Origin of the sequence: Parablautia sp. Marseille-Q6255 (assembly GCF_951230155.1) — a bacterium.
Lineage (GTDB): Bacteria > Bacillota > Clostridia > Lachnospirales > Lachnospiraceae > Choladousia.
The window spans coordinates 15695-41279 of record NZ_CATNVD010000015.1 but is presented as its reverse complement, the minus strand read 5'-3'; the positions used below and the strand labels follow the sequence as shown (position 1 = coordinate 41279).

At 42.1% G+C, this 25585-nt stretch carries 14 protein-coding genes; all 14 read left to right on the top strand.

Translation table 11 applies throughout. The features are described 5' to 3' along the window. Positions 1-2: 2 nt before the first annotated feature. Complete coding sequence (locus QOX44_RS12560) at positions 3-980, top strand: sortase (protein WP_283683457.1); 978 nt, start codon at positions 3-5, stop codon at positions 978-980. Between the two features lie 36 nt (positions 981-1016). Next, entirely contained in the window at positions 1017-2879 is a 1863-nt protein-coding gene (locus QOX44_RS12555) for a SpaH/EbpB family LPXTG-anchored major pilin (RefSeq protein ID WP_283683456.1), read from the top strand. 5 nt (positions 2880-2884) lie between these two features. Then, on the top strand, positions 2885-3760 hold the full coding sequence (locus tag QOX44_RS12550) for a class C sortase (RefSeq protein WP_283683587.1): 876 nt from the start codon (positions 2885-2887) through the stop codon (positions 3758-3760). Further along, complete coding sequence (locus QOX44_RS12545; RefSeq protein WP_283683455.1) at positions 3757-9480, top strand: SpaA isopeptide-forming pilin-related protein; 5724 nt, start codon at positions 3757-3759, stop codon at positions 9478-9480. Before QOX44_RS12550 ends, QOX44_RS12545 begins: the two co-directional genes overlap by 4 nt. 166 nt (positions 9481-9646) lie before the next feature. Continuing rightward, positions 9647-9883 (top strand): cold-shock protein, encoded by a 237-nt coding sequence (locus QOX44_RS12540; protein WP_283683453.1) that lies wholly within the window; start codon positions 9647-9649, stop codon positions 9881-9883. A 516-nt stretch (positions 9884-10399) separates the two neighbouring features. Then, a complete protein-coding gene (locus tag QOX44_RS12535) occupies positions 10400-10537 on the top strand; it encodes a hypothetical protein (RefSeq protein ID WP_283683452.1) in 138 nt (45 codons plus the stop codon). A 16-nt stretch (positions 10538-10553) separates the two neighbouring features. Continuing rightward, positions 10554-11672: a hypothetical protein gene (locus tag QOX44_RS12530; RefSeq protein WP_283683451.1), complete on the top strand. Its 1119-nt coding sequence runs from the start codon at positions 10554-10556 to the stop codon at positions 11670-11672. A gap of 19 nt (positions 11673-11691) precedes the next feature. After that, complete coding sequence (locus QOX44_RS12525; RefSeq protein ID WP_283683450.1) at positions 11692-12396, top strand: hypothetical protein; 705 nt, start codon at positions 11692-11694, stop codon at positions 12394-12396. 22 nt (positions 12397-12418) lie between these two features. Continuing rightward, the gene (locus tag QOX44_RS12520; RefSeq protein ID WP_283683449.1) at positions 12419-13522 is read left to right on the top strand and encodes an ERF family protein; all 1104 of its coding nucleotides are present in this window, start codon (positions 12419-12421) and stop codon (positions 13520-13522) included. Between the two features lie 49 nt (positions 13523-13571). Next, entirely contained in the window at positions 13572-14813 is a 1242-nt protein-coding gene (locus tag QOX44_RS12515) for a CHC2 zinc finger domain-containing protein (protein WP_283683447.1), read from the top strand. 135 nt (positions 14814-14948) lie between these two features. Beyond that, the gene (locus QOX44_RS12510; RefSeq protein WP_283683446.1) at positions 14949-16574 is read left to right on the top strand and encodes an AAA family ATPase; all 1626 of its coding nucleotides are present in this window, start codon (positions 14949-14951) and stop codon (positions 16572-16574) included. 87 nt (positions 16575-16661) lie between these two features. After that, positions 16662-18362 carry an AAA family ATPase gene (locus tag QOX44_RS12505; protein WP_283683445.1) on the top strand — a complete coding sequence of 567 codons (1701 nt, stop codon included), beginning with the start codon at positions 16662-16664 and terminating at the stop codon, positions 18360-18362. Further along, positions 18362-19963, top strand: a complete 1602-nt coding sequence (locus tag QOX44_RS12500; RefSeq protein WP_283683443.1) for an AAA-like domain-containing protein — start codon at positions 18362-18364, stop codon at positions 19961-19963. Before QOX44_RS12505 ends, QOX44_RS12500 begins: the two co-directional genes overlap by 1 nt. Positions 19964-20228: 265 nt before the next feature. Continuing rightward, positions 20229-25235, top strand: coding sequence for an MSCRAMM family protein (locus QOX44_RS12495; RefSeq protein WP_283683442.1), 5007 nt, complete (start codon positions 20229-20231; stop codon positions 25233-25235). Positions 25236-25585 lie beyond the last annotated feature (350 nt).

Sequence of the window (25585 nt, the reverse complement as noted above, 5' to 3'; positions counted from 1 at the left end):
GTATGAGGAATAAAATCACAAAAACAGTAATCGGAATCTTAATATTAGTGACGGGCATAGCTATTTTCCTTTACCCAGATTACAGGGAATGGAGAAATCAAAGAGAAATCCAGCAGATTGCAGAACCGCTTTTTACAGAGGAAGGGGATGACAGGAAACTCCAAAGAAAAGAAAATGCTGAAGTAGGATCGGAAGCACAGGTGGGAGATAAAGAAATATCTACTTCCGGTTCTTTGGATTTTTTGAAAGCATTACAGGAATACAATACTCATTTATATTTAGAAGGCCAGGATATTACAGATGCATGGAATTTTAGACAAACACCAGTAAATATAAAAGAGTTGAATCATGGCTCCAGCGTGGTAGGGCATATTGAACTTCCGGATATTTCCGTATCGCTTCCGCTTGCTATCGGGGCGACAGAATCAAATATGAGTAGTGGAGCTGTTGTTTTAACAGAAACAAGCATGCCAGTAGGAGGGAGGAATACAAACTGTGTGATAGCGACTCATAGAGGCTGGAAAGGAAGTGCTTATTTCCGTGATATCGACCAGTTAAAAATTGGTTCCAAAATCCATATCCGAAATCTTTGGGAAAAACTGACTTATCAGGTAACTGGTACGGAAATTATCCATGCGAGCGAATGTGATATTTTGAATATTCAGGAAGGAAAAGATATGGTCACGCTTTTTTCCTGTTATCCTTATATGTCGCCCGGAACAGAGTACCGGTTAGTGATCTATTGTGAGAGGGAAGTAAAGGGAAACACAGAAAAGACTGTCACAAAAAAATTCAAGGAGCAAGGGGTAACCGTAAAAAAACTGGCCGAAAAAGAGCTTGCTGGAAAAGGTATTGTTTTGGAAAACCGATTTACGGAAACACTTGCCGAAAAAGAGGACTTGCTCCGAGTGTTTCTTCCGGTAATCTGCATTTTTGTTACCGTATTAATTATTATCCTTCGTCTGAAAAAGAAAAGGTAACTAATGAAAAAATATTTGGAAAGGAGCTTAAAGCTTATGAGAAAATTTGTGATAAATTTAAGTGCAGTATTATTAGCTGTGGCATGTGGGGCTTCTGGTGTATTATCCGTTTCTGCAGCACCAAATGATTTGATTGATACCGCAAGAAGTGCATCCGTTACAATTCATAAATATGATATGACTGCAGCAACAGAAGATGGGATTGACATTTATCAGTATACGGCAAATGGAAAACAAGATGCGCAAGCGGAAGCAACATTGAAAGATTATGTAATAGAAGGCGTTGAATTTACATATGCGAAAGTAGGAGACATCCATACGGAAAGTGTAAATGGAAACATAAAGGTGCTCTATGATATTCCTCCGGCATTGGAAGCCGCTATGAACCTCACTGATACAAGAGGGGATCATAAGCATACGTCAGATGAACTGAACCAAGCGATGGCAGATACTCTTACGGATAATACGGCTGGAAAGAATATTTTGGAAAATTATATTGTATCGGCTAGCGGTTCCACGCGCATGCCCCTTACAAAAGCAGATGGGACTACATCTGCCACCGGGCTTTCCGTAGGTCTTTATCTGTTTCTTGAAACGAAGGTTCCGGCAAATGTGCATACAACGGTAGATCCGTTTTTTGTTTCCCTTCCCATGACAGATCAAGATGGGAACAATTGGTTCTATGACGTCAATGTGTATCCCAAGAATCAGACCAATATTCCAGATTTGGATAAGATGGTACGGCAGCATGATGATGCAACGTTGTATGATAAGCCGGAGTATGGGGATATTGCCACCGGATCGCAAGGGGATGTGATGGATTATATTTTTGTCAGCCACCTGCCTAAGATCACATCAGAATCCACATATTTAACGCAGTACACGTTTGTAGACAAGATGGATAAAGGGCTTACCTATAATAAAGATGCTGCGATTTATTTTTATAATAACGAGGCAGATGCCAGAATGAATCATACGGCAAATGCGATTAAAACATGGGAACATGGAAGTTCTGCGTTTGAGGAAACCTATACTGGCAGTAACAGCGATTATAACCAAATGACGGTTTCTCCGACCCAGGAAGGGCTAAAAGAGATTGATCCGACACTTTCCCAGTGCTGGCTGGTCGTTTCTTATTCCGCAACCATAAATTCAGATGCCACTTCGGTTCTGGGAGATGCCGGTAATACCAATGACGTTACCCTTACCTGGAAACGAACCAGTATGGATTATATGGACACGCTGGAAGACCGCTGCCGCGTATATACCTTTGGTCTGCATATCAAGAAAGAGTTTACAGACACCAAAACAAAGGGAGATCCTACGAAGGTGCAGTTTGTCCTGAAAAATGAAACAGACGGCCATTATGTCGTTGCAAAAAAAGCAGAGGACGGATTGTATTATGTGACAGATGCAAGTAAGGGAGCAAAAGAAGAGGACGGCACCATATTCAGTCCGGATGGAACTGGAAAGCTGCTCATCAATGGTCTGGAAGCAAATACCTATCTATTAACGGAAATCCATACGTCTGCTGGATACTCCTTGTTAAAGGAGCCGATTACAATTGATATTAAATGTACGGTAGACGAGTTTGTTCCCTCACGTACCACACTTTACGATGCAAAAGATATTGCCGGTAATGCACATAAACATATGATTGAAACTGCCGGCGAGAGAGCAAGTGCTACGGTAGATGGTAAAAATACAGCTATGAGTGTGGATGGGGTGAAAGATGTGAATTCAACCAATGCACGTGTAGATATGACGGTTGTAAATACTTCTACATTTGAACTGCCGCAGACAGGCGGATATGGAACGATTCTCTTTACTCTTGCGGGCTGTTCCGTTGCGCTGGCAGGAGTTGTGATACTGGTAAAAAAATCTAAGAAAGAGGCTTGAGTTTGATGAAAAAACGGAGCATCACAAAATTTTTGCTGGTGCTCCTGCTTTTCCTAAGCGCTGCTGGTTTGATTTTATATCCTTATGTTGCGAACTATGTATTTGAGCATCGGACAGATTCGTTGGTCCGGTTGGTGGAGAAGACAGCGGAAACGGTGGATGATTCCAAAAAGCAGTTACAGATGCAACGGGCTAAGCAATACAATGAAAGGCTTGCAAGCGGTTATGTGAGATTGTCCGACCCTTTCTCGGAAGAAGGAGATGAAAGTCTGGAGGAACATTATGATTCTATCCTTTGTATGACTGCAGATGGGGTTATGGGGTTTGTCAAAATTCCGTCAATTAATATTTCACTGCCAATCTATCACGGAACCTCGGAGCAGACGCTGGAGGCGGGCGCAGGGCATCTAAAAGAAAGCTCGTTTCCCATAGGTGGTGCCAGCACACACTGTGTAATTACAGGGCACACTGGGTTAAGCCATGCAAAGCTGTTTACAGATCTTGCAGAATTGAAAGTGGGAGACCTCTTTTTTTTAAGCGTTTGTGGAGAGACACTGGCTTATGAAGTGGATCAGATTAAAACTGTGTTTCCATCTGACTTAGAAGAACTTGCTATTATACCGGGAAAAGATTTGTGTACCTTAGTGACTTGTACCCCTTATGGTGTAAATTCCCATCGATTGCTGGTAAGAGGAAAACGAACAGAACGCACAGAGGATATGGCAAGCGAGGCATTTTCGTCACAACCAGTAGAATCAAAATGGATGCAGGAGTATAAAAGAGATGTCTTGATCAGTATTGGAATTTTTACGCTAGGAATTGTTATATTTATGGGAATTCGTTTTGTTTTTAAAAGTCGAAAAGGAGGACTACTTAAATGAAATGGAAATTGGAAAAATTTATTTCCGTTACCCTTCTGATGTCGCTGGTGTTGTCAGTAATATCGCCATCGACCTTAGCAGTTTATGCGACTGCGCCACAAGTGGAGAGTGAAGCGGAAAAAGAAACTGTTAAAATAGAAGAAGGTCTGATTTCGGAAACAGAAACCCAGAAAACAGAATGTATGGAACCGTTAGAAACAGAGGATTTCGAGCCAGAGCTGCCAAAAACAGAATTTTCGGAAATAGAACCAGGGAACGATTCTTTTACAGAGACTGGACAGACGGAAGAGAAAACAGAGCAAACACAGGAAATAGTAGGACAGGCAGAATCTCAGACACCGGAGAAGGAAACAGAGGAAATACCGGATATAGAGGGAGAGATCTCCGATGAAAAGGAAGAAGACACAGAATCATTAAAAGAAGAAATCGGAGAAACTCTTCAGAAAGAACCAGATATGGATGCGCCTGATAAGCAGGATTTCGATACGGAGTCAAACCATGAAGAGATACAGATGACAGAACTTGTTGAGATAACGCTTACACGGGAACTTTTGGAATCAAGTGATGAGGTGCCAGACCCAGAGGCGGCAGGTACCGTTCAAAATCTAAAGGTAGATGCGTTTAATCCTATGCAGGAGGATATGAAACTTCGGATTTATTTCTGGGATTACCAAGGAAGTGAAACGAATGGAAAAATGATACCAGAGGAGTTGCTTACAGAAGCTTGCAACGAAATAACGTTTCCAACCTGTAATGAGGATGGAAGTTTTCCAGTGATGATTACAAACCAAGAGGGCAATATTTGGAACGCTTCTGCTTATCTTTGTGAAACCAGAGAAGCAGAGAAGCTTACCGCTCGCTACATTGAAATGGATATTCCAAAAGGGGATATGCTTACCGGTACGTTTCCGTTGTTAAACGATCAGGCAGAAACGGTAGTGGCAAGTGCAATTGTTTCGCCGGAAAACGCAACGAATGTATTTGAAAAGTGCATCATTGGATGGAAGGAAAAAGTGGCAGAAGAATCCAAGGAGAATACGGAGCCTTCCGCTGCGCCGGAAAAATCGGATGAACTCCAAGAGCAGGAAGAAAAGGAAAAACTTCCGGAAGAAACGCAACAAAAAGAACCCACGCAGGAAGAAAAGGATATTCTATCAGAAATTGTACCCCAAAATCTTTGCATTGAAGATTTTTCCTCCAGAAGACTTCTCGTTATGACCGCAGATCCTCAAAACATCCTGTCGTCAGATGCTGTGATTGGAAGTTATGGAAATATTTATCTAATCGAGTATGAGACCGTAGAACGGTGCATGGCTGCATATGTGTACTATAAAGAAATCGTGGATGCAGTAGAACCAGATGCCTTTTTGGAAATTGCTTCTGATATATCGGACATGGAGATAGAAGAAATTCCAAAAGAAAATGCATACAATCCGGTAACAGCGCTTTCCGAGATGGAAGGCGCTGTTTTTCTGCCCGATGGGAAAAACAGGGTAATTGCACTTTTGGATACCGGCGCTTCTGCATCTGAAAATGTGATTGGCAGAGTATCCTTAATTGATGATGTCTTGGAAGGACATGCTCATGGGAACGAGATGGTTTCTGCGATGACTGGAGCAAACCCCAATGCGGAGATTTTATCTATAAGAGTGATGGGAAATGATGGGAGAGGTACGGTTTCCGCAATTGTTGCAGGAATGGAATATGCAATAGAACAGGGTGCTTCAATTATCAATCTGTCTTTATCCTCAAAAAGGAACCTGATGAATGCAGTTTTGGAGGCGGAAATCCAAAAAGCAATATCCATGGGTATTATTGTTGTAGGCGCAGCAGGAAATAACGGAGCAGATGCTATAGACTATATGCCTGGATCGGTTACAGAAGCAGTGATCGTCGGCTCCTGCAATGAAAAAGGCGTTCGTGTTTCTTCTTCTAATTATGGGGCAACCGTAGACTACAATGTGGTTGCAGGTACGACATCTGAAGCTGCGGCAAAGTTTAGCGGACAGGTATCTATGACAGGATTGGAAGGCATTCCGTTAAATAAAGGTCTGGTGTATACAACTGATTATGTAGCAGCTCCGCCTAAGACGGAAGAAATGGAAATGTCTAAAACCGAAGAGAGTGATCTCATGGAGGAAGAAAGTTCTGATATGGCTGGTATGGAAGAAGATGGTCCATATCCTGGAAAAGGTTCTACTGTTTCTGAGACACACAAAATTTGGGTCAGAGATACCGAATTTGATTTTGCAGGATATAATCCATATCAGGAAGATGAGAGGGTATCTGTTTCCTGCGCAGATGAGATACCGGAGCATACCATAGCGGTAGGAGAAAGATTTCAGGTTCCCTATATCTGTACGCGTAAAGATGTGGAGAATTATAGCTGGAATTTGTTTGTAACTTTTGAATATACGGATGATCGAAGCCTTGCAACACAAGGCTCTGCTTTGTTGGAGAATCTGATGCCATCTTCTGTAACACAGGACAGAAATGAAGGGTATGGTGGTATTGTTCCAAAATATCGGGGTGAAACGGTTTCAGGAAGGGAGTTTACGGTTTTAAAAGATGACTCGGAGTTTGATATTTACGGACTTTTGATTGATTACAACCCGGAAACATTTAAAGTAAATAATCTGGCAGATGATGGTGGGTTTGACGTAGCCAAAGAAGGAACCTATACGGTTACTTATGAGATGTCATATTTTCTTTATCCGGAATATACCTGGTATGTTGCCAATTCTGTAACCGTTGTTGCAAAAGAAAATTTGGAACCGGGCATTTATTTGACATCTACAGAATCCACGATTTTGTTTCGAAGAGAAACAGACAGCCATTTCAGTGGATATGGGGATCTGGTAAAAGTAGGAACGGAGGATCTCTTTACTATAACGTGTATTGATCCGGAGTATGATGTGAAGCTTACTTCTTCCTCCAAAGAAATGACAACAGATTGTTGTATGATTTCCGATAATGGAGACGGTTCCAGAAATCTACGTGTGGAACTGCCAAAGGATTTAAATGAAGCGGTCATATTTTCTATGTACCGACCGGATTATCAATCTGCTAAGTTTTTTACTGGAGGCGGCTGGGCAAGCGGGGATGACTTTCAGCTGGAAGAGCTTTCCATTAGTCAATTGTCGGATACAGATATGGAGCATTTGGAAGACATCGCACTTGGAAAAACAGAAAAAGATGGTGATGCATACTTGGAAACTGCGGCCACATGGTCAACGGTAGATAGTAAAAAAATTAAAGGACAGGTTACAACAGGGGATGCAAATACCACAAACCATTCGTATGTTTCAGGAAGTGTAGGTGGATGCAATACTGGTACGGCACAGATTTCTCAAAAACGTAGCGAAATTGATGCTTGGATTACGGAACAGGGGTATGATATTGATCCTGAGAAACTGACAAATTTTAATGTCAACTGTGCTAGCGGGCATGACTATCTGGGATTGTGGCCACATAGCTCATATGATGTGACGTTTCGGTGTTATATTCAGAAGCGAGGAGAAGATTACCGTTTGAAAATTATCTGTAGTTTGCATCCGGGAAGCGACCAGCATGGAAATTATCAGGGATTTTATGGGTCCAAAACTTATTCTTCTTTGACAAATGGGGCAAAATTAAGAGTTTATAAGAGATTTGCTTATCCAGAATTTATGGAAATAAATCCGGATAAATATGGCTATTTGAAGACAACTTTTGCCATTTATCCAGAATCTGCCTATAATCCGACGACAAAAGTACTGGATACATCGGTTACACCAGAAGGTACTATCATTTTAAATGAAAAAGAAGATGATACCGTTTATGGGGATTCCGATATTTTAGATCCAGGGACATATTACGTCATAGAGACAAGACGTATTGCAGGATGTACACAAAATACAGATATTTATGGGCCAGTGGTAATTACAGAAAAAGACAGCGGTGTAGTAAAGCTTCATGAAAAGGTAAATAATGCAGATTATGATTCCATGGCATCCAATAACTGGATTTATAATTATCCGATGTATTTTAATGGAAAGCTTTTGACAAAAGTAGATGATTCTGGATTGCCGGTAGAGGGAGCTATCTATAAGGTAGAGTATAGTACAGAAGGCAGTGACGCATTTTCACCGAAAAGAACTTGGTATTTTAAAACGGATAAAAATGGCGTTTTATCTTATGATCATGCACATTATGTAGAGTCGTTTACGGATCAGGGAAAGACATATCAGAGTGATGCGATTATTGAAAATCCCAAAAAGACGGTTCCTATGTTACCGTTTGGTTTTGTGCGTATCAAGGAAGTTAAACCGCCATCCGATGTTTATGAGTTAGATCTGAATACGTATATGGTGGAGTTGGTTGCACAAAAAGATGCAGCAGGAGCTTATACCATACGGAAATTGGCTGTAAAGGGAGATATTCCTACTTCGGTAGATTCTTTGCGTTACTGGAAATTGAAAGTGGAAAAGGCATCGAAAGCGAGTCCAGAAATTTTAAATTTGAAGCCCTATAGTCTGGCAAATGCAACTTTTGGCGTATTTGCTGATTCGGCATGTACCAAACGGGTGCAGCTTTATTCGGATCAGAAGCTAACAGAAAAAGTTGCAGACAATGTGCTTCGGACAAATGAAGAAGGAAAGACGCCAGTCTATTATCTGAAGGCAGGAGTAGGAACGTCTACTTATTATGTTAAGGAATTGACGGCTCCTGCTGGACATCAGGTGGCAGAAAAGACGGTTTCCGTAACGGTTACAATGCCTGCGGATGCATTAAAACAAAAAACGGCTTCCTTTACAGAAGGATTTAGTGAACCTTATGACTTTATGGAACTGGATGCATTGGTAGAAAAATTGTCCATGCATGGAAAACCGATTCCAGGTGTAGTCTTTAAAGTTTGCTATTACGATGATTCTACGGCAAATGCTGGACAGTTAAAGAAAACCTGGTATTTGAAATCAGATACAAAAGGAAAAGTATATATGGATCCTAAGCATGTCTATCAGGAAGATGCAGCAATGAAGAGTGATACTTTTTATACGGATCCATCTTCTGGAAAAATTATCCTTCCGATAGGGGGTTATGTGACAATACAGGAAGTAAAAGCACCGGCAAACTACCAGATTGATGATACCATTCATGGATTTGCTACCAAGAAACAGAAGTTGACCGTGAAGCGGCTTTACAATGAACTGGTGCCAGGAAAAATTCGTATAAAGAAATATGATAAAACGGGAACAAACCCATTAGCAGGCGTGGAGTTTGAAATAAAATTTGTAAAAGCGGCAGAAACGGATACAGGATTGGCCAAGCCATATAAACGGCTGTTAAAGGAAGGGGAAACGAAACGCTTTCAGACAGATAAAAAAGGTGAAATCGCTTTTGAAAATCTGGATCATGGAACGTATGAAATCACAGAGGTAAAGACAGTACCGGGACAGACCTTATTAAAAGATAAAATCACAGTTAAGCTTCCGATTACCATGACAAAAGCAGAGGCAGAAAAATATGGAAATGTGGATTTCAAAAGTGCCAAGGAGGATTCCGGTTACACGGGAAAATGGTTCTTTTATGACTGTCTGTATGAGATTACCAACGAGCCGCAGTTTATCCTTCCGCAGACGGGAGGATTTGGTGGATGGAGTTATGGATTCATTGGAGTTGCACTGCTTGCTTTGGCAGGTGGCATTCTCCTGTTTACAAGAAAGAAATCAACCGCTTAATGGATTTGCTTACAGGAAATAAGCATATTTGTTTCTTTCAAGTGATTTAAAAGGAGGTCTTATGCATCAGATTCGTGCGCCATGCGCAGCAGGAAAGCAGAAATCATTACATTAAAATAGCAAAAAACTATACATGCAGAATTACCAAGTAAAGGAGATAGACATTATGGAAAACAGAGTAAAAGGAACTGTAAAATGGTTCAGTGCAGGCAGAGGCTATGGTTTTATTACAGATAAAGAAGGAGTGGATTATTTTGTACACTTCTCACAGATCCAGCAGGAGGGATTTAAAAAACTTTCTTCCGGGCAGTCTGTGGAGTTTACCGTTGGTGAGGATGGAAACGGACGGAAACTGGCAAGAGAGATTACACCATTGGAGAAAAGAGAAGTAAAAAAAGAATAGACAGGTGGGAGTGCCGGAAATAAACGGTTTCAAAATATAGATTTGAGATAGGTCATAACGGCGGTTCGGAAACCGGAAAAAGAGAATCAATACACTATTATATATCCATTTATTCCTAAAACGGTAGGAAATAGAGCTTTCAACCGGGTGAGGATGGAGTTAAAAAACCCCTTGCCCGGATTGATCCTTATAGTGTTACTATTTCTTTCTGAAAATAGAAACTGACACAATATATAGATTAAAATATTTGACATTTACAATATATTGTGTTAGTCTGAAAGTGAATTAAAACTTTTGCTGTCTATGATAAAGACAGGAGTTTTCATTTTGTTCCGGACATTCCGGAAGCATAATTTTTGGGGCAAGTACCCGAAATTGGAAAAGAAAATAAAATGTGCAGGAAGATACAAAGGAAGAATGATTCTTTTGTGTCTTTTTTTGTGCGGAAAAAGAGAGGAGGAACCATTTTATTTTATTAAAGAAACTAAACATACAAATGATGTAAAGGAGGAGCCTATGATAATGGTCGAATGGGAACGCGCAAATGAACTGGAACTTGAGACACTTCTGGAAATGGCAGAAGACGGATATTGTTTTTGCGTTGGTGACGGAAGAATATGCAGCATCGGAATCGCTTTAGGTACGCCGGCCTGACGGGAAGGGAGGCTTTATGTACTATAAAGATGATTTTGAAAAAGTTTTTGAAGACGAAGTAAAGTTTCATGAATATCTGGGGGAGGTGGAAGATCGTTCAGATTGGATACGGGTGCCAAGTCAGAGCATTACCGTATTGTCGGCAACAGAAAATGCAGACGAATGTACAGCAGTGGAAGGTGCAGATATGGAAGCACTGCTGCAGGATACCAAGAAGCATACTTCTCTTTTACTGAAAACTCCAGGGTGTGTATATCTGCTCGGAACAACGGCACTGAAAACTTTAAAAGGACGTGCTAGAATCGAAGGGAGTGCCCTTTCGGATGTCAAAACAGATGTTTTTGCAGACATATTAAATAAGTGCCTCAAGGTTGCAAAGGGAAAAGCACTGCTCCGGTTTTGTGAAGGAAAGGTGAGGGCAGTATTGTCCGGGGATGAAAAAGATTATTCCATCCTTTCCATGCCGGAAATCTATATGGTTTCTTCTGCTTATGTAAATGGGGATTATGAAAATGCCCGTTTTGTAATGGGATATGCAGATCATACCAGAACAAGTGCTGTATGGGAGTTGGAGGATGCTAAACTGACAAAAGTATATCAGGAATTGATGAAACAATATGGGAAGAATGCTCCCGAAAAGTTGTTTGCCGAGGTCCGTATTACCACGTCAGATGTGGGAGCCTCCGGGGCAAATATCTTTTATTCTCTGAAAAGTCCCGGTCAGGTGCTTATTTTGGGAGAAGCCATGAAAGTACGCCATAAAGACTGCAAAACAATCCGAGATTTTGAGGATAATATGGAATTGGTATTCGATTATTATCGGGAAGTTCTTCGGGATGTGATGCGGCTTTGCAGCATCCACATCAATTATCCCATTAATACCATGGCAGGAATTATGAGCAAAGCAGGATTTGGTAAAAAGTTGGTTGCAGAGACTGTAGAGAGCTATAAAGCAGTAGCTGGAGAAGAGCCCTGCAGTGCATATGAGGTTTATTGCGGCATTTGTGAGGTATTGTCCATTGCAAGACAGGAAGGTGAAACAGAAAGCGGGCTCTTGCGGCTGGAAGAAAAGATTGCAAAGTGTATCTCCAAACGGTGGCATGATTTTGACCTGCCGGGCGATATTAAATATTAAAATGCAGGGAGGCCTGGAGATGAAACAACTTTTACCAGACTGGATTACAAAAGAGACACAGACGTTCTTTTCTTGGCTTACGGGGAAAATACAAGCCTATCCGGGATTGAGGAAAACAGAAATAGAAAAGTGCACATTGATCTATGGAAATTTCTCTTTTGAACAGCAAGGTAAGATGCAAGAGCCGAATCTGTATGGGGTATTCCGGAAAACGGATGATACACTCTATGAAGTAAATGCTTTACTTTACCATATCGCAGGGATTTCAACCGTGTTTTCTTTTCCTGGAAAGGATGATATACAAAGGAAACTGGAGTGTAAGGTATCAGCAAAAGGAAGAATTATTATTAAAAATTTCTGGGATGAGCTGGTAATTTCCTGTGGATACACGGTAAAAGACTTAATTCCGGTCATCGACCGGGAGCAGATCCTTACAGCGGCGGAGAAATACCAAAAACGGGGAAAACGGTCACTGGATATAGTGTATGTACCGTATTTTACATTCACTTCCCAGAAACATCTCTTTTCTGATGCGGAATTTCTGCAGTATTTAAATTATGAGGATTCATATGTGGATAAAACCGCATGGGAATGGATCAAAAAAGACCTTCCGCAAATTTCTCAAAAACGCATTTACTATGGTTGTGTCAGAGAGGAAATGAGGCGCATGGAATCGAATATGTGCAAAACAGGACGCATTCAGGGAACACAGAAAATCGCATGAATACAAGAAATGGAGGAAACGAATGAAGAAATACAGTTATTTAAACTTGAACCAGAAGATGATTAAAATAAGGAAGAAACTTCCGGCATTGATCCGTAAACGTTACAGTGAAGAAGTGGATTATGATTTTGTAAAGCTGGATGACATCAACCAGTTTCTGACGCCGGCTTTAAATAAATATGGTGTGGATTTTGACATTATCCGGGAGATCGCAACACAGACGGATGAATCCGGCAGACCTGTTTTTCTTGTTCGGGATGGAAATATCTGGAGGTACGAAGCAGATCTGGAAATCTGCTGGATTAATGCAGATCATCCGGAAGAGAAGCTCACTTCGGTCATTCATCTGGTGGGGAGCAATGATGTGGCAGATAAAGCAAAAGGGACTGCGATAACCTATGGCCTGAAATATTATCTGCTCAATAAATTCAACATTTCGCAAAATGGAGAGGAAGATCCGGATATGCACGGGAAAAAGGAAGCCTCCACGAAAAAGGAAGAGGCTTCTAAAAAGCCAGAGAGAGCCAAACAGACAGAAAATCCGAAAGTGGAAAAGCGCTCACAAAAGGAAAATCAGGTGAAACCTGCAAAAACAGAGAGCGTAGCTGTTCGAGCCTTTGTTCCGGAGGATGATCTGGATGACCGGCCGGAAGAGATAGAAACTGTAAAAAATCCACAAGTCCGTAATGGGAATGCTGTATCACTGGCTGGAAAGGCGCAGGAAGAAAAAGCGGTCAATCAAAAGAAAGAAGAGGCGGAACCAGATACCGCTTTGCCAGAGGAAGAACCCTTTGATGCGGATATTGAAGCAGAAGAGGAGTTTACGGTAGAAGAGGAAACGAACAGTGACGGGTTCCGAATGGTAACAGCGAAAGACGAAGTTCCTTTTTCTGAGGCGGAAACGTTTGAAGCAGAGGTACCATCCGTTGATCAGGAAGTGGAAAAGGCCAAATCCAAGATTTGTGATTTTGGACCGTATATGGGGCACCCGCTGGGAGATATGGCAAAAACACCGAAAGGCTGGGCAACACTGAAATGGATTGCAAACAGCTATCGAGGAGGGAATAAAGAAATGAAGGAAGCTGCCAGAGTCTTGGTGGAGGCAGAGGTTTATGCGGCAGCATAGAGACTGGAAGCGCACTTAGGTGCGCTTCTTTTTATAGAAAGGAACAATTATGGCCTATGCGGAATTATTTACTATAGCAGATGTAGCGGATCTTTTCGGCATTCACCGGCTGGGAAACCGACGGGATGAATTCCGTGTTGTCTGCCCTTTTTGCGGTGATACCAGAGGAAAATGTAGTTTTTGTGTCTGTAAAGACGGAGAAGTGAAAAACGTCTATCATTGTTTCCACTGTGGGGCTTCTGGAAATATGCTTACCCTGTATGCGGAACTGAAAGGCTTGTACGGAATCGACCAGTATAAAGAAGCGTACCGCCAGATTCGAAGCGAGCTGAAAAGAGAGACTCCTTTTATTCGGCAAACGGAATACAGGAAAGAAGAGAAAGCCCTGGACCACGCACAGGATCTTTATTATTTGGATGAAGTGTATCGTAGGATGCTTGCCATGCTTGATCTCAAAGAAAAGCATCGTGCGGATTTGTTAAAGAGGGGATTGTCTGAAGCGGCAGTGGAGCGGATGAAACGTGTGGGCTATCGGAGTACACAAAGCAGTGATTCCGAAAGGATTGCCAGAAAGCTGCTTTTGGAAGGGTATCACCTAAAAGGCGTGCCAGGTTTTTACGTCAACAGAAACGGGGACTGGGAAACCGCATTTTATCCAGCCAATTCCGGCTATCTTTGTCCGGTTTATTCGGCAGAAGGGATGCTGTGTGGGTTTCAGATCCGTTTGGATCATCCTAAAGATAAAAGAAAATATGTCTGGTTTACCAGCAGCGGTTTAAAAGGAGGAACTTCCAGTAAAAGTCTGGCAAGCCTTTCCGGAACCTTTTCCGGGTCTACGATCCGGGTGACAGAGGGAATCTTAAAAGCGGAGATCGCATACCAGATGACCGGACAGGCATATATCGGGGTTCCGGGCGTTTCCAATTATAAAGGACTGCAGGGGATTCTGGAAATGCTGAAGAAAAAGGGCTTGCGGACAGTCCTGGAATGCTACGATATGGATAAGATGCTTTCTTTGACGTGTCGGCAGGATTACAATGACACGTGCAAAAGCTGTGAAGAAAGAGCGGGCTATGTTTATGGCGTGGAATGTCCGAAAAAGAGACAGAAACGGGATATGATCCGCAGCGGATGTCTGAAGCTTTATGAAATCTGTGAAGAACTGGGACTGCAATACCGGCGGCTCACCTGGGATACGGATCAAAACGGCATATGGAGGGGAAATTATAAAGGAATTGATGACTGGATGCTCTGCCTGGAGAAAAACCGAAAGGCAGCAAAAAGTGCGTGAGATTTTACAGGAAATATAAACTATGCTATAATTCATTTAATGGAAAGCATACGGTAAAACAGAACAGATTTTCTTGTAGGGCAGATTCACACATGGTAAAATAGTAAGAGAGAATAGATGGAGGTGCAGTAGCTTATGGGAGTTTATTTGAACAGTAAAACTGCATATACCTTATACAAAAGCGAGACAGAAAAAAATTTTTTTGTAGATAAATCTAAAATACTGGAGGAATTATTTCCTCTGGTTCAGACTGGAAATAATCATATCTGTATTACCAGACCAAGGCGGTTTGGAAAAACAGTAACGGCAAATATGATTTCTGCCTTTTTTTCCGATGCCTGTGATGCAAGGGATATTTTTGATCCTCTGCTGATTTCCCAAACAGTGGATTATGATAAATTTCTCAATCAATTCCCAGTGATCCATATTTCATTTAATGAGCTTGGAAGCAGATGCAGTTCTTATAGAGATTATATTGATCGAATTGAAAATAGGCTACTGCGTGATTTCAAAAGGGAATACAGGAAACTGGACCTGGAAGGGATTGATAATGCAGCGGATGCTCTTTTGGAGTTGTATTCACAGGATGAAACGGCAAGGTTTATTTTTGTTCTGGATGAATGGGACTTTATTTTTCATCAGGACTTTATCACAGAGCAGGATAAGAAAGAATATCTGATGTTTCTTCGGAACCTTTTAAAAGACCGGCCTTATGTTCGGCTTGCCTATATGACAGGTATCCTTCCAATTGCGAAATACAGCAGTGGATCGGAATTAAATATGTTCAGTGAATTTACCATGGCATCGGAGGAGCGGTTTTCTGAGTATTTTGGCTTTACAGATCAGGAGGTGGATGCTTTATTTGCCCGTTACGAGAAAATGGGGATTGAATCTGCACAAGTAACCAGAGAAGGACTGAAAAAATGGTATGACGGATATCATACCAAGGGCGGAGAACGGTTATATAATCCCCGTTCTGTAGTCATGTCCTTATCCAATAATAATCTGGGAAATTACTGGACCAGCTCCGGACCGTATGACGAGATCTTTTATTACATTAAAAATAATGTAGATGCGGTAAAAGACGATCTGGCACTAATGGTATCCGGGCAGTCGATACCTGCAAAAATCTGGGAATATGCAGCAACCTCGCAGGAGTTAAAGACAAAAGAACAGATTTTTTCCGCTATGGTGGTTTATGGATTTTTGAGCTATGAAGACGGGGAAGTATTTATTCCGAATAAGGAATTAATGGATCAGTTTTCCGATATGCTAAAGCGGGAAGAGTCCTTGGGATATGTGTATCGCCTGGCAAAGGCGTCGGAAAAGATGCTGGAGGCAACCCTTAGGGGAGATACCGAAACCATGGAACAGATCCTGGAAGAAACCCACGAGATAGAAACTCCAATTCTCTCCTATAACCATGAAACAGAATTAAGCGCAGTGGTGAATCTGACTTATTTAGCTGCGAGAGATTATTATCGGGTGGAACGGGAAGAAAAAGCAGGCAAAGGATTTGTAGATTTTATTTTTTATCCGGAGATGCCTTCCGTAAAAACCGGGATGATTTTGGAATTGAAGGTAAATCACTCTCCGGAAGAGGCGATTGACCAAATCAGAGAGAAAAACTATCTGGTTCGTTTTACCGGAAAGAAAGCCAAAAACGAGAAAAAGATTGAGCGGATTTTGCTGGTGGGTATTGGATACGACAAACAGACGAAAAAGCACAGGTGTAAAATAGAAGAACAAAAACTGGTTTAAAACAGAAACCACAGCTGTCAGCAAAATGAAATCTCTCTGAAAGCAAAAATGTTGACAGAGAGATTTCATAAGAAGGGGTGTGATGTCATGAGTGAAGAAAAAAAACGACTTCCGGTAGGCGTGGAAAACTTTGAGCAGCTTATAAAGGATGGCTATTATTACGTAGATAAGACAGGACTGATCTCGGAACTGCTTACTAACGGCGGGATAGTAAATTTATTGACCAGACCAAGACGTTTTGGGAAAACCTTAACGATGAGTATGCTGGAATATTTCTTTTCGATTGAGGGGGATCCGGGCATATTTGATGGTTTGGGAATTTTAAAAGATTCGAAGCTGTGCGATGAATATATGGGAAAATATCCCGTGATCTCTGTTTCCTTAAAAGGAATTAATGCAGCTACTTATGAGGGCGCTTTTGATTTTGCTGTGCAGATTATGAAAACTGCAGCTGGCAGCATGCAGTTTCTTCTCGACAGTGAAGTTTTGAGTGACTATGACAAGTCGGAATATAAAGCACTTTTGGACAGCAGCATGAGTGAGGCTGTTTTTTGCGGCGGGTTAAGAAGGCTGTCGGAATTGTTGGAAAAGCATTATGGTACAAAAGTGATTTTATTGATTGATGAGTATGATGTTCCGTTAGCAAAAGCCTTTGCAAATGGATACTATGACCAGATGGTATTTCTGATTCGCAATCTGTTGGAACAGGCGTTAAAAACAAACAGCAGTCTGAAGCTTGCAGTGCTTACTGGATGTATGCGCATCTCGAAAGAAAGTATCTTTACAGGACTTAATAACTTTACAACCTTTACGATTGCAGATGTCGATTTTGATGAATATTTTGGATTTACAGATCAGGAGGTACGTGACCTTTTAACGTATTATGAATGTACGGATAAGTATGAAAGTATCAAAGAATGGTATGATGGATACCGCTTCGGAAACGTGGATGTATATTGTCCGTGGGATGTGGTTTCCTATCTTCGAAGTCTGCGCACAAACAGGGAAGCAATTCCTCAGAATTACTGGATCAATACAAGCAGCAACGCAGAAGTGAAGGAATTTATCCGGCAGTCGAAAAATCTGACCACAAAGCGGGAGATTGAGCGTTTGATGGCCGGGGAGAGTATCACAAAAACCATTCATCCGGAACTGACTTATAAGGAAATGTATGAGTCTATCGAGAATATCTGGAGCGTATTATTTTCAACTGGGTATTTAACGCAGTCCGGTCAGGTGGATGCGAGAAAGTTCAAGCTGCGGATACCGAATTTGGAAATCCGGGATATTTTTAAAACCCAGATTATGGAGTATTTCAAAGAAAGTGTTGCAAAAGACGGGGATACGTTGGGCAGATTTTGTGAGGCACTGAAAAATGGAGAGGAAAAGAAGGTTGAAGATATTTTTGAAAGTTACCTGAAAAAGACCATCAGTATACGGGACACCTTTGTAAGAAAGGAAATGAAAGAGAACTTTTATCATGGTATTCTGCTTGGAATTTTGGGCATCAAAGAAGAATGGGGGATATTTTCTAATCAGGAAACTGGAGAAGGCTACAGTGACATTCTGATCGAAATGGAAAACAGTGAGACAGCAATTCTGATCGAGGTGAAATACGCAGGTGACGGAAACCTTGACGCTGCCTGTGAAAGAGCTTTAAAGCAGGTAGAGACAAGAAAGTACGACGAGGAGCTACGGGAAAACGGAGTGAATGAGATTTTAAAGTATGGGATTGCATGTTATATGAAACGCTGCAAAGTAAAAGTACAAAGAAACGGAGTGATATAGTGACAAAGGTATTTAATGTTACGGGACCGTGTATACCAAAAAAACATTATATGGCTGATATGACAAGGCGTATTCGGCAAATCCAAAAGTTGGTAGATGCCGGATCGTATTTTACGATAAACAGAGCAAGACAGTATGGAAAAACCACAACGCTGGCCGCTCTGGATAAAGGACTTTCAAAGGATTATTTTGTACTCTGGCTGGACTTTCAGGATCTTGGAAGTATGGCTTTCCAGGATGAGGCGACTTTTTCTAAGGCTTTTTTGGAATTGCTTTTGCAGGAAATGCAGCGGCGCAATGCAGAAAAAACGCCGGATATGGCCGCGATTATGAAGGAGATGTACCATGCGGCAGAAACGTATACAACGGAAATGAACCTGATGGTCTTATCCAGATTTCTGCAGCGTGTCTGTAAGTGCAGCGAAAAGCCTGTCATCCTGATGATTGACGAAGTAGACAGCGCTTCTAATAATCAGGTGTTTTTGGATTTTCTTGCCCAGCTGCGCAGCTATTACCTGCAAAGAGATACCAAAGGAATCGTCACCTTCCAGTCCGTTATCCTGGCAGGGGTATATGACATTAAAAATCTGAAACGTAAAATCCGGAAGCCGGACGATCATAAAACGAACAGCCCGTGGAATATAGCGGCAGACTTTGACGTGGATATGAGTTTGTCCGAAGAAGAAATAGAAGGAATGCTCAGGGAATACGAAAAAGATCATGATACCGGTATGGATACCGGAAAAATGGCTGCGCTTTTGTATGCGTATACCTCGGGCTATCCGTATCTGGTGTCCAGACTTTGTAAGCTGTTGGATGAAAAAATCGGAGACGGAACCAAAACGAACAGTGCGTGGAATAAAGAAGGTTTTTTGGCGGCAGTACGGATGCTGCTGCTGGAAAATAATACACTGTTTGAGTCCCTGATTGGTAAACTTACCGATTATCCGGATCTGGAGCAGATGTTAAAAGAGCTGTTGTTTTTTGGAAAGCCGATCACGTATAATCCAACAAATCCGGTGATTTCCCTTGCAGAAATGTTCGGGTTTGTAAAAAATGCAGATGGCAGGGTGATTCCGGCAAACCGTATTTTTGATACGCTGCTTTATAATCATTTTCTTTCCCAGGAGGAGCTTCGGTCTTCGGATATGTATAAAGCTTCCCTGTTGGACAAAAATCTGTTTATTCGTGATGGGCATTTAGATATGAGGCGGGTTTTGGAAAAATTTGTAGAGCATTTCCACGAGTTGTACGGAAATCAGAAAGATAGTTTTCTGGAAGAGGAGGGTCGGCGCTATTTTCTTCTTTATCTGCGCCCCATCATCAATGGAACCGGAAACTACTATGTGGAAGCGCGTACCCGAAGCCTTGGAAGAACCGATATTATCGTGGATTATCGGGGAGAACAGTTTGTTGTGGAAACAAAAATCTGGCGGGGCAATGAATACCATTCCCGTGGCGAGCATCAGATAGCAGAATATCTGGAAGATTATGGATTGCAGACCGGGTATCTGCTTAGCTTTAATTTTAATCAGAAAAAGCAGATTGGAGTCCGGGAAATGGAAATAGAAGGCAGGAAGATTATAGAGGCTGTTGTTTAAACGAAAGTGCTGTTTAACGAACAGAAAAATCGGACAATCGAAAATATACAAGCGCCGTGTTACGGAATACAGAGAGCCGCCAGCAATGGCGGTTTTCTTCTTTTAAAATAGCGGGGTAGTCAGACAAAAGGGAAGCTGGAGAGGACAGCTTCTTTTTTGTTTGCCTATCATTGGCGTAGGAAAGGAGGGAAGACATGCAGATCCGGGATAAACCGAAAAAATCAAAACCAGAAAACAAAGCAGGCTATGAAAGGAGAACGAACATTTGGAAAAGAATCACAGAAAAAGATGGATTGCGGGTGCACTGGCTGTTGCTATGTGCTGCACTACGCTCTTTGGCTCAGGCGCTTTTACAAAAGCAGCCGGGACCGGTACCGCCTATGAGATACAGGAAACGGAAAAAACGGACAACACGGAGCTTTTTTCGGAGGTAGAAGTTATGCCAAAGCTGGAGCTTACTCTGGCAGCCGGAACGCCTTTTGCGGTTGAGACAGATTTTACGGATTTAAAGCTTCCGGAAGGGGAAACGGCAGAGCTAAAAATAGCAGCTATGCAAGATGGGAGTGCGTTTGATGTAAATGTTCCCGGAATTTATAAGTGTGTCTATCAAGTCACACAAAAGACAGGGGAAACGTATCTGCTTGCCAGAAATATCATAGTCACATCAAGGGAAGCAGAAACATCAAAAGAGCAGCAAAACAGCAGTCAGGAAACAAGCACAGAAGAGACAGAACCAGCGACAGAAAAGGCGACTGGGATAGTGTCAGGAACGGAAGCCGGTGTTTTTCAGGAAGAATCTTCAGATGCCAAGGAACCGGAGGACACTCCTTCAGATGAGGAAAGGATAGAAGTACCGGACGAAATATCGAAAGGGTCCATGCAGATATTCAAAGAAGGAGAAGTTTTGAGCGGGGCACAGGCAACAGAAGGCGGCGTGACGTTTCGATATACGAAACAACCGCAAAAAGACGCTGTTTATCATGTTTATGCAGAGACAGAGGTAAAAGGCACTGATGGGAGATTGATTTATAAAAAAGGCGAGCTTGTCAAAGAAGCGCTGGTTACCGGGGAGGAGGGCAGCACAGAGCTTTTGGAGCTTCCTTTTGGCACATACCGGGTAATAGAAGAAAAAGCTCCAGATAATTTTATCTGCATGGGAGAAGCAAAAGTGATTACGCTTGCAGATGGAAAAGAGGAAGGACAGGTTTCTTTTACAAATGAAAGACAAAAAGCGGAAGTTTCTGTAGCCGGGGAGGATAAAGAGACAAAAAACACACTTGCAGGAGGAATTTACGGATTATACGCGGCACAGGACATAACTGCTTCCGATGGTTCCGTGGTTGTAAAAAAGGATACCCGGCTGGAAACGGTTACAGCGAATGAAGAGGGAAAAGTAGTCTTTCAGTCAGACCTTCCCATCCGGCAGTCTTACTATATAAAAGAAGAAAAAGCCCCTGATGGATATTTCCGCAATACCAAAGATGTTTATTCGTTTTCGTTTTCCTATACCAATGACAGGGAAGCAAAGCTATTTTTTACCCATATATTTTCCCATGAACGGGTGGATGCGGCCATTTTGTTGACAAAGGAAGATGTCGAAACGAAAAATGTACCACAGGGGGATGCGAAATTTCAAGGAGCGGAATATGGCATATTCGCAAGAGAAGATATTGTCCACCCAGATCAGAAATCCGGTGTGCTTTACCAGGCCGGGGAACAGGTAGCCACCATGACCGTAGATGAAATGGGAAATGCAGAAGCAAAGGACCTTTATCTGGGAAAATATTATGTCAAAGAACTGACACCGCCGGAAGGGTATTTACCCGATCCCAAGGAACACAATTTAAACTGTGGATATGAAGGGGATATGACGAAAACGGTGATCCGCACGACTATTTCCAAGACACAGGTAAAAAAGCAGCCTTTTCAGTTGATTAAAGTAGTAGATAACGAACAGACAGATCTTTTAAAAGGAGCTGGATTTTCTGCTTATTTGGAAAGCAGCCTTAAGAAAAATGAAGAGGGAACCTACGATTTTTCCAACGCTGTACCTGTTGTTTTGACGCCAGGTGGAAAGACCGAACTCATTACAGATGAACGTGGCTATGTCTGTTCTGTTGCGATACCGTATGGAAGCTATATCATACGGGAAACAACTGTTCCCCATAACCTGACTCCGGCAGAAGATTTCAAAATTGTGATTTCGGAAAACCAAACGGAACCGCAGGTTTGGAAGATACTTGTGAAATCGGAATTTCAGGCGAAACTAAAAATTGTTAAGTTGGATGAGGACACTAAGAAAAGCGTGCTTTTATCAGGCACAGAGTTTAAAATATATGATCTGAAGAATGAAAAATATGTGGAGCAGGTTACCTCTTATCCGTCTACGGTCGTCCATAAATCTTATTTTACGGATGAAACCGGCTGTCTGATCCTTCCGGATGCGTTGCCCTGCGGATCCTACCGCATTGAGGAAGTAACCGCGCCAGAGGGATATACGCTGAATCCGGAATATATAGAGGTCAAGGTAGACAGCAATACCGCCCATGAGACAGAAGAAATCAGCAGCGAAGCTGTCATTACCGTGCCTTATGCCAATCGTGCCACCAAAGGAAGGCTTGTTATAAAAACAGTGGGAGAATCCCTTGAAGCTTACAAGAAAACCTTTCATTATGCAAAAAAATCGTTACCCGGCGCTGCGTTTGATCTATATGCAGCTGAAACCATCTACACACCGGATCACCAGAAGGATGCACAGGGAAAACGGTGTGTGGAATATGAAAAAGATGTGCTGGTTGCTACGGCCGTAACAGATGAGAACGGGGAAGCAGTAGTAGAGGATCTGCCGCTTGGCACGTACCGTATTGAGGAAAAGAAAGCGCCGGAAGGCTTCGTATTAAAGAATCCTGCACAGGAAGTAACCTTTTCCTACGAAGGCCAGAATATGCCGGTGGTTGTGAAGGAAGCCCTTTTTGAAAATGAGCGGCAAAAAGTAGAGATCACCGTAGAAAAACGGGATGCAAAGACCAGCCATGTCCTATCTGGCGCAGTGTTTGGACTGTATAACCAGGAGCCGATCCGAGCAGGGGAGAATATTTTGGTAAAAGAAGATACGCTGTTAGAAAAAGTCACAAGCAACGAGCAGGGCAAGGCGGCATTTGAGACAGACCTGCCATTTGGTACTTATTATGTCAGGGAATTGAAACCGCCAAAAGGGTATGCTTCTTCTGACGAGATTTTGGAGTTTTCTGCAACATATCAGGGGCAGGAGATTCCGGTTATCAGCCTTTTTGCAGTAAAGAAGAATAAACCAACGCAGGTAGCGATTACAAAAACAGACCTTGTAACCGGGGCGGATCTGGACGGGGCATCTTTGCACGTGCTAGACGATACCGGTAAAACAGTGGATTCCTGGGTTTCTGTCAAGGGGAAACCGCATGTACTCAAAGGACTGAAAACAGGGAAAACATACACCCTGTGGGAAGAGACCGCACCATATGGGTATCTGCTTGCGGACCAGATTACTTTTACTGTTGCGGATACAGAAGAGATACAAAAAGTCACCATGACCGGTACGGTTCCGACTGCACAGCTACTTATTAACAAAAAAGGGGAATTCTTAGATAAAGTGACATTTTCCGAACATTCCAAAAATATAGTGGAGCATTTTTTTGAATATATCAGCGGCAGTTTACAGAACGTAACCTTTGAAGTTTATGCAGCTGAGACGATTAAAGCTGCAGATGGGGTAAGTCCGGATTATTATGGGGCAGACGAACTGATTGCCACGATCAAAACAAACAGGAGCGGAATTGCTTCTCTGGAGCAGCTTCCTCTTGGAAGGTATTATGTAAAAGAAGCGGCTACAGAATACGGGCATGTGCTGGATGAAAAACGAAGATATGTAGATTTGACTTATCGCGGTCAGGATACGCCAGTGGTTTTTTATGATGAAAACTGGCAGAACAGTCGTCAGCGGATACAGATTGAAATCCTGAAAAGGGAAAAGGGATCAGATTACAATCTTTCCGGTGCAGTGTTTGGACTTTTTACAAAGAAGGACATTCTCTCCCATACAGGAGCTGTACTATTAAAGGCAGATAGTTTGATTGAGCTAAAGACCACTGGGGAGGATGGAAAAATACGGTTTGTGGCAGATCTTCCGGTGGGAGGAAGCTATTATGTCAAGGAGCTTCAGGCCCCAGAAGGATTTGCAAATCGTGGAGAAACGCAGGAATTCGTATTTGCAGACCAGGGTGGAAATACTTCCTATTCTTTTGTATTTGAGGGGGAACCTACGGTAGTAGAAATCCATAAAATAGATCAGACGACAAAAAAAGCACTTCCGGGTGCTACTTTGGAAGTGCTGGATGTGGCTGGGAATGCAGTAGAGACATGGGTTTCTGAAAATAAGCCCCATGTGATACATGGACTGATGGCGGGAAAGACGTATAAGCTGGTAGAACAATCTCCGGTAAACGGTTATGCTACCGCAAAAAGTATGGAAATTGTGGTGGAAAACACGGCAGCTGTCCAGAAATATGTGATGGAGACAGATATGATAAAGGCAGAATTTTCTAAGACTGATCCGACAGGCTCCTGGGGAATATCGGGAGCAAAGCTGATGCTTCTTGATGAAGCGGGCAAAACCGTAGAAAGCTGGACATCTACAGGAAAAACGCACCAGATTGAAAAACTTCCGGTTGGAAGTTATATCCTTCATGAAAAGCAGGCGCCAAAAGGATACCTGCTGGCAGAAGATTTAAAATGCGAAGTTAAAGATATCGGCGAAACTCAGGTGGTAACTATGAAGGATTCCCGTCCCGTGGGACGATTGGTAATTAAGTGTACGGATAGCAACAGCAAACAAGCGCTTGCCGGCGTCACATTTGTTTTACGGGAAAAGAAATCAGGGAAAGAGGTGGGAACATTGGTAACAGATGCGACCGGCACGGCAAAGAGCAAGGCACTTCCAACGGCTGTTTACGAGGATGGAATTTATGTTGAAGATCTGGAATATGTGTTGAAGAAAACAAAAATGCCAAACGGATATGGTGTGGATGAGAAGGAGATTTCGGTTGTTTTTCCATATAAGGATTCCCAAACCAAAGAAATTATTGTTACGAAGGAGCTGACAAGCATAGAAGGATCTGAAAGTGAGAAGCAGCATGCTACAGACAGCGGTGCAAAGATATGGTTACCAGCAATGCTGGCTCTTTTTTACCTTGGTGGGATTATAGCAATTATTTGGTATCAGAAAAAGAAAAACTGATTGTAAAAGGACGGGGCTACTGCATTGGCAGTGGCCCTTTTTTTCGTTAGTAGGAGAAATGAACATTGAAGCGTTAAAAACAGTTATGATCATAGCGGTATTGCTAACGCCATTGAATTTTAGTGTTTGTGTGTTATTTGGAATAGGACGTATGTGTGAAAAAGGTATTCAAGTTTGAATATCTGGATGAAATGGAAAGCAAGAAATAGGAATTTATATTTAAAACTGGAAAGGCATTTTGTGTACATTACTTATGGAAATAAGCCTCAAATGTTTCAGAAGAGATATTACGTTTACCTGTGTTATAGATGGAACTCTTTTGAAGTGGTTTACCATTAAGATTTTAATGT

Coding starts and splice junctions, on each gene's coding strand:
- QOX44_RS12560 (WP_283683457.1), top strand. CDS start 3: ATGAGGAATAAAATCACAAAAACAGTAATCGGAATCTTAATATTAGTG.
- QOX44_RS12555 (WP_283683456.1), top strand. CDS start 1,017: ATGAGAAAATTTGTGATAAATTTAAGTGCAGTATTATTAGCTGTGGCA.
- QOX44_RS12550 (WP_283683587.1), top strand. CDS start 2,885: ATGAAAAAACGGAGCATCACAAAATTTTTGCTGGTGCTCCTGCTTTTC.
- QOX44_RS12545 (WP_283683455.1), top strand. CDS start 3,757: ATGAAATGGAAATTGGAAAAATTTATTTCCGTTACCCTTCTGATGTCG.
- QOX44_RS12540 (WP_283683453.1), top strand. CDS start 9,647: ATGGAAAACAGAGTAAAAGGAACTGTAAAATGGTTCAGTGCAGGCAGA.
- QOX44_RS12535 (WP_283683452.1), top strand. CDS start 10,400: ATGATAATGGTCGAATGGGAACGCGCAAATGAACTGGAACTTGAGACA.
- QOX44_RS12530 (WP_283683451.1), top strand. CDS start 10,554: ATGTACTATAAAGATGATTTTGAAAAAGTTTTTGAAGACGAAGTAAAG.
- QOX44_RS12525 (WP_283683450.1), top strand. CDS start 11,692: ATGAAACAACTTTTACCAGACTGGATTACAAAAGAGACACAGACGTTC.
- QOX44_RS12520 (WP_283683449.1), top strand. CDS start 12,419: ATGAAGAAATACAGTTATTTAAACTTGAACCAGAAGATGATTAAAATA.
- QOX44_RS12515 (WP_283683447.1), top strand. CDS start 13,572: ATGGCCTATGCGGAATTATTTACTATAGCAGATGTAGCGGATCTTTTC.
- QOX44_RS12510 (WP_283683446.1), top strand. CDS start 14,949: ATGGGAGTTTATTTGAACAGTAAAACTGCATATACCTTATACAAAAGC.
- QOX44_RS12505 (WP_283683445.1), top strand. CDS start 16,662: ATGAGTGAAGAAAAAAAACGACTTCCGGTAGGCGTGGAAAACTTTGAG.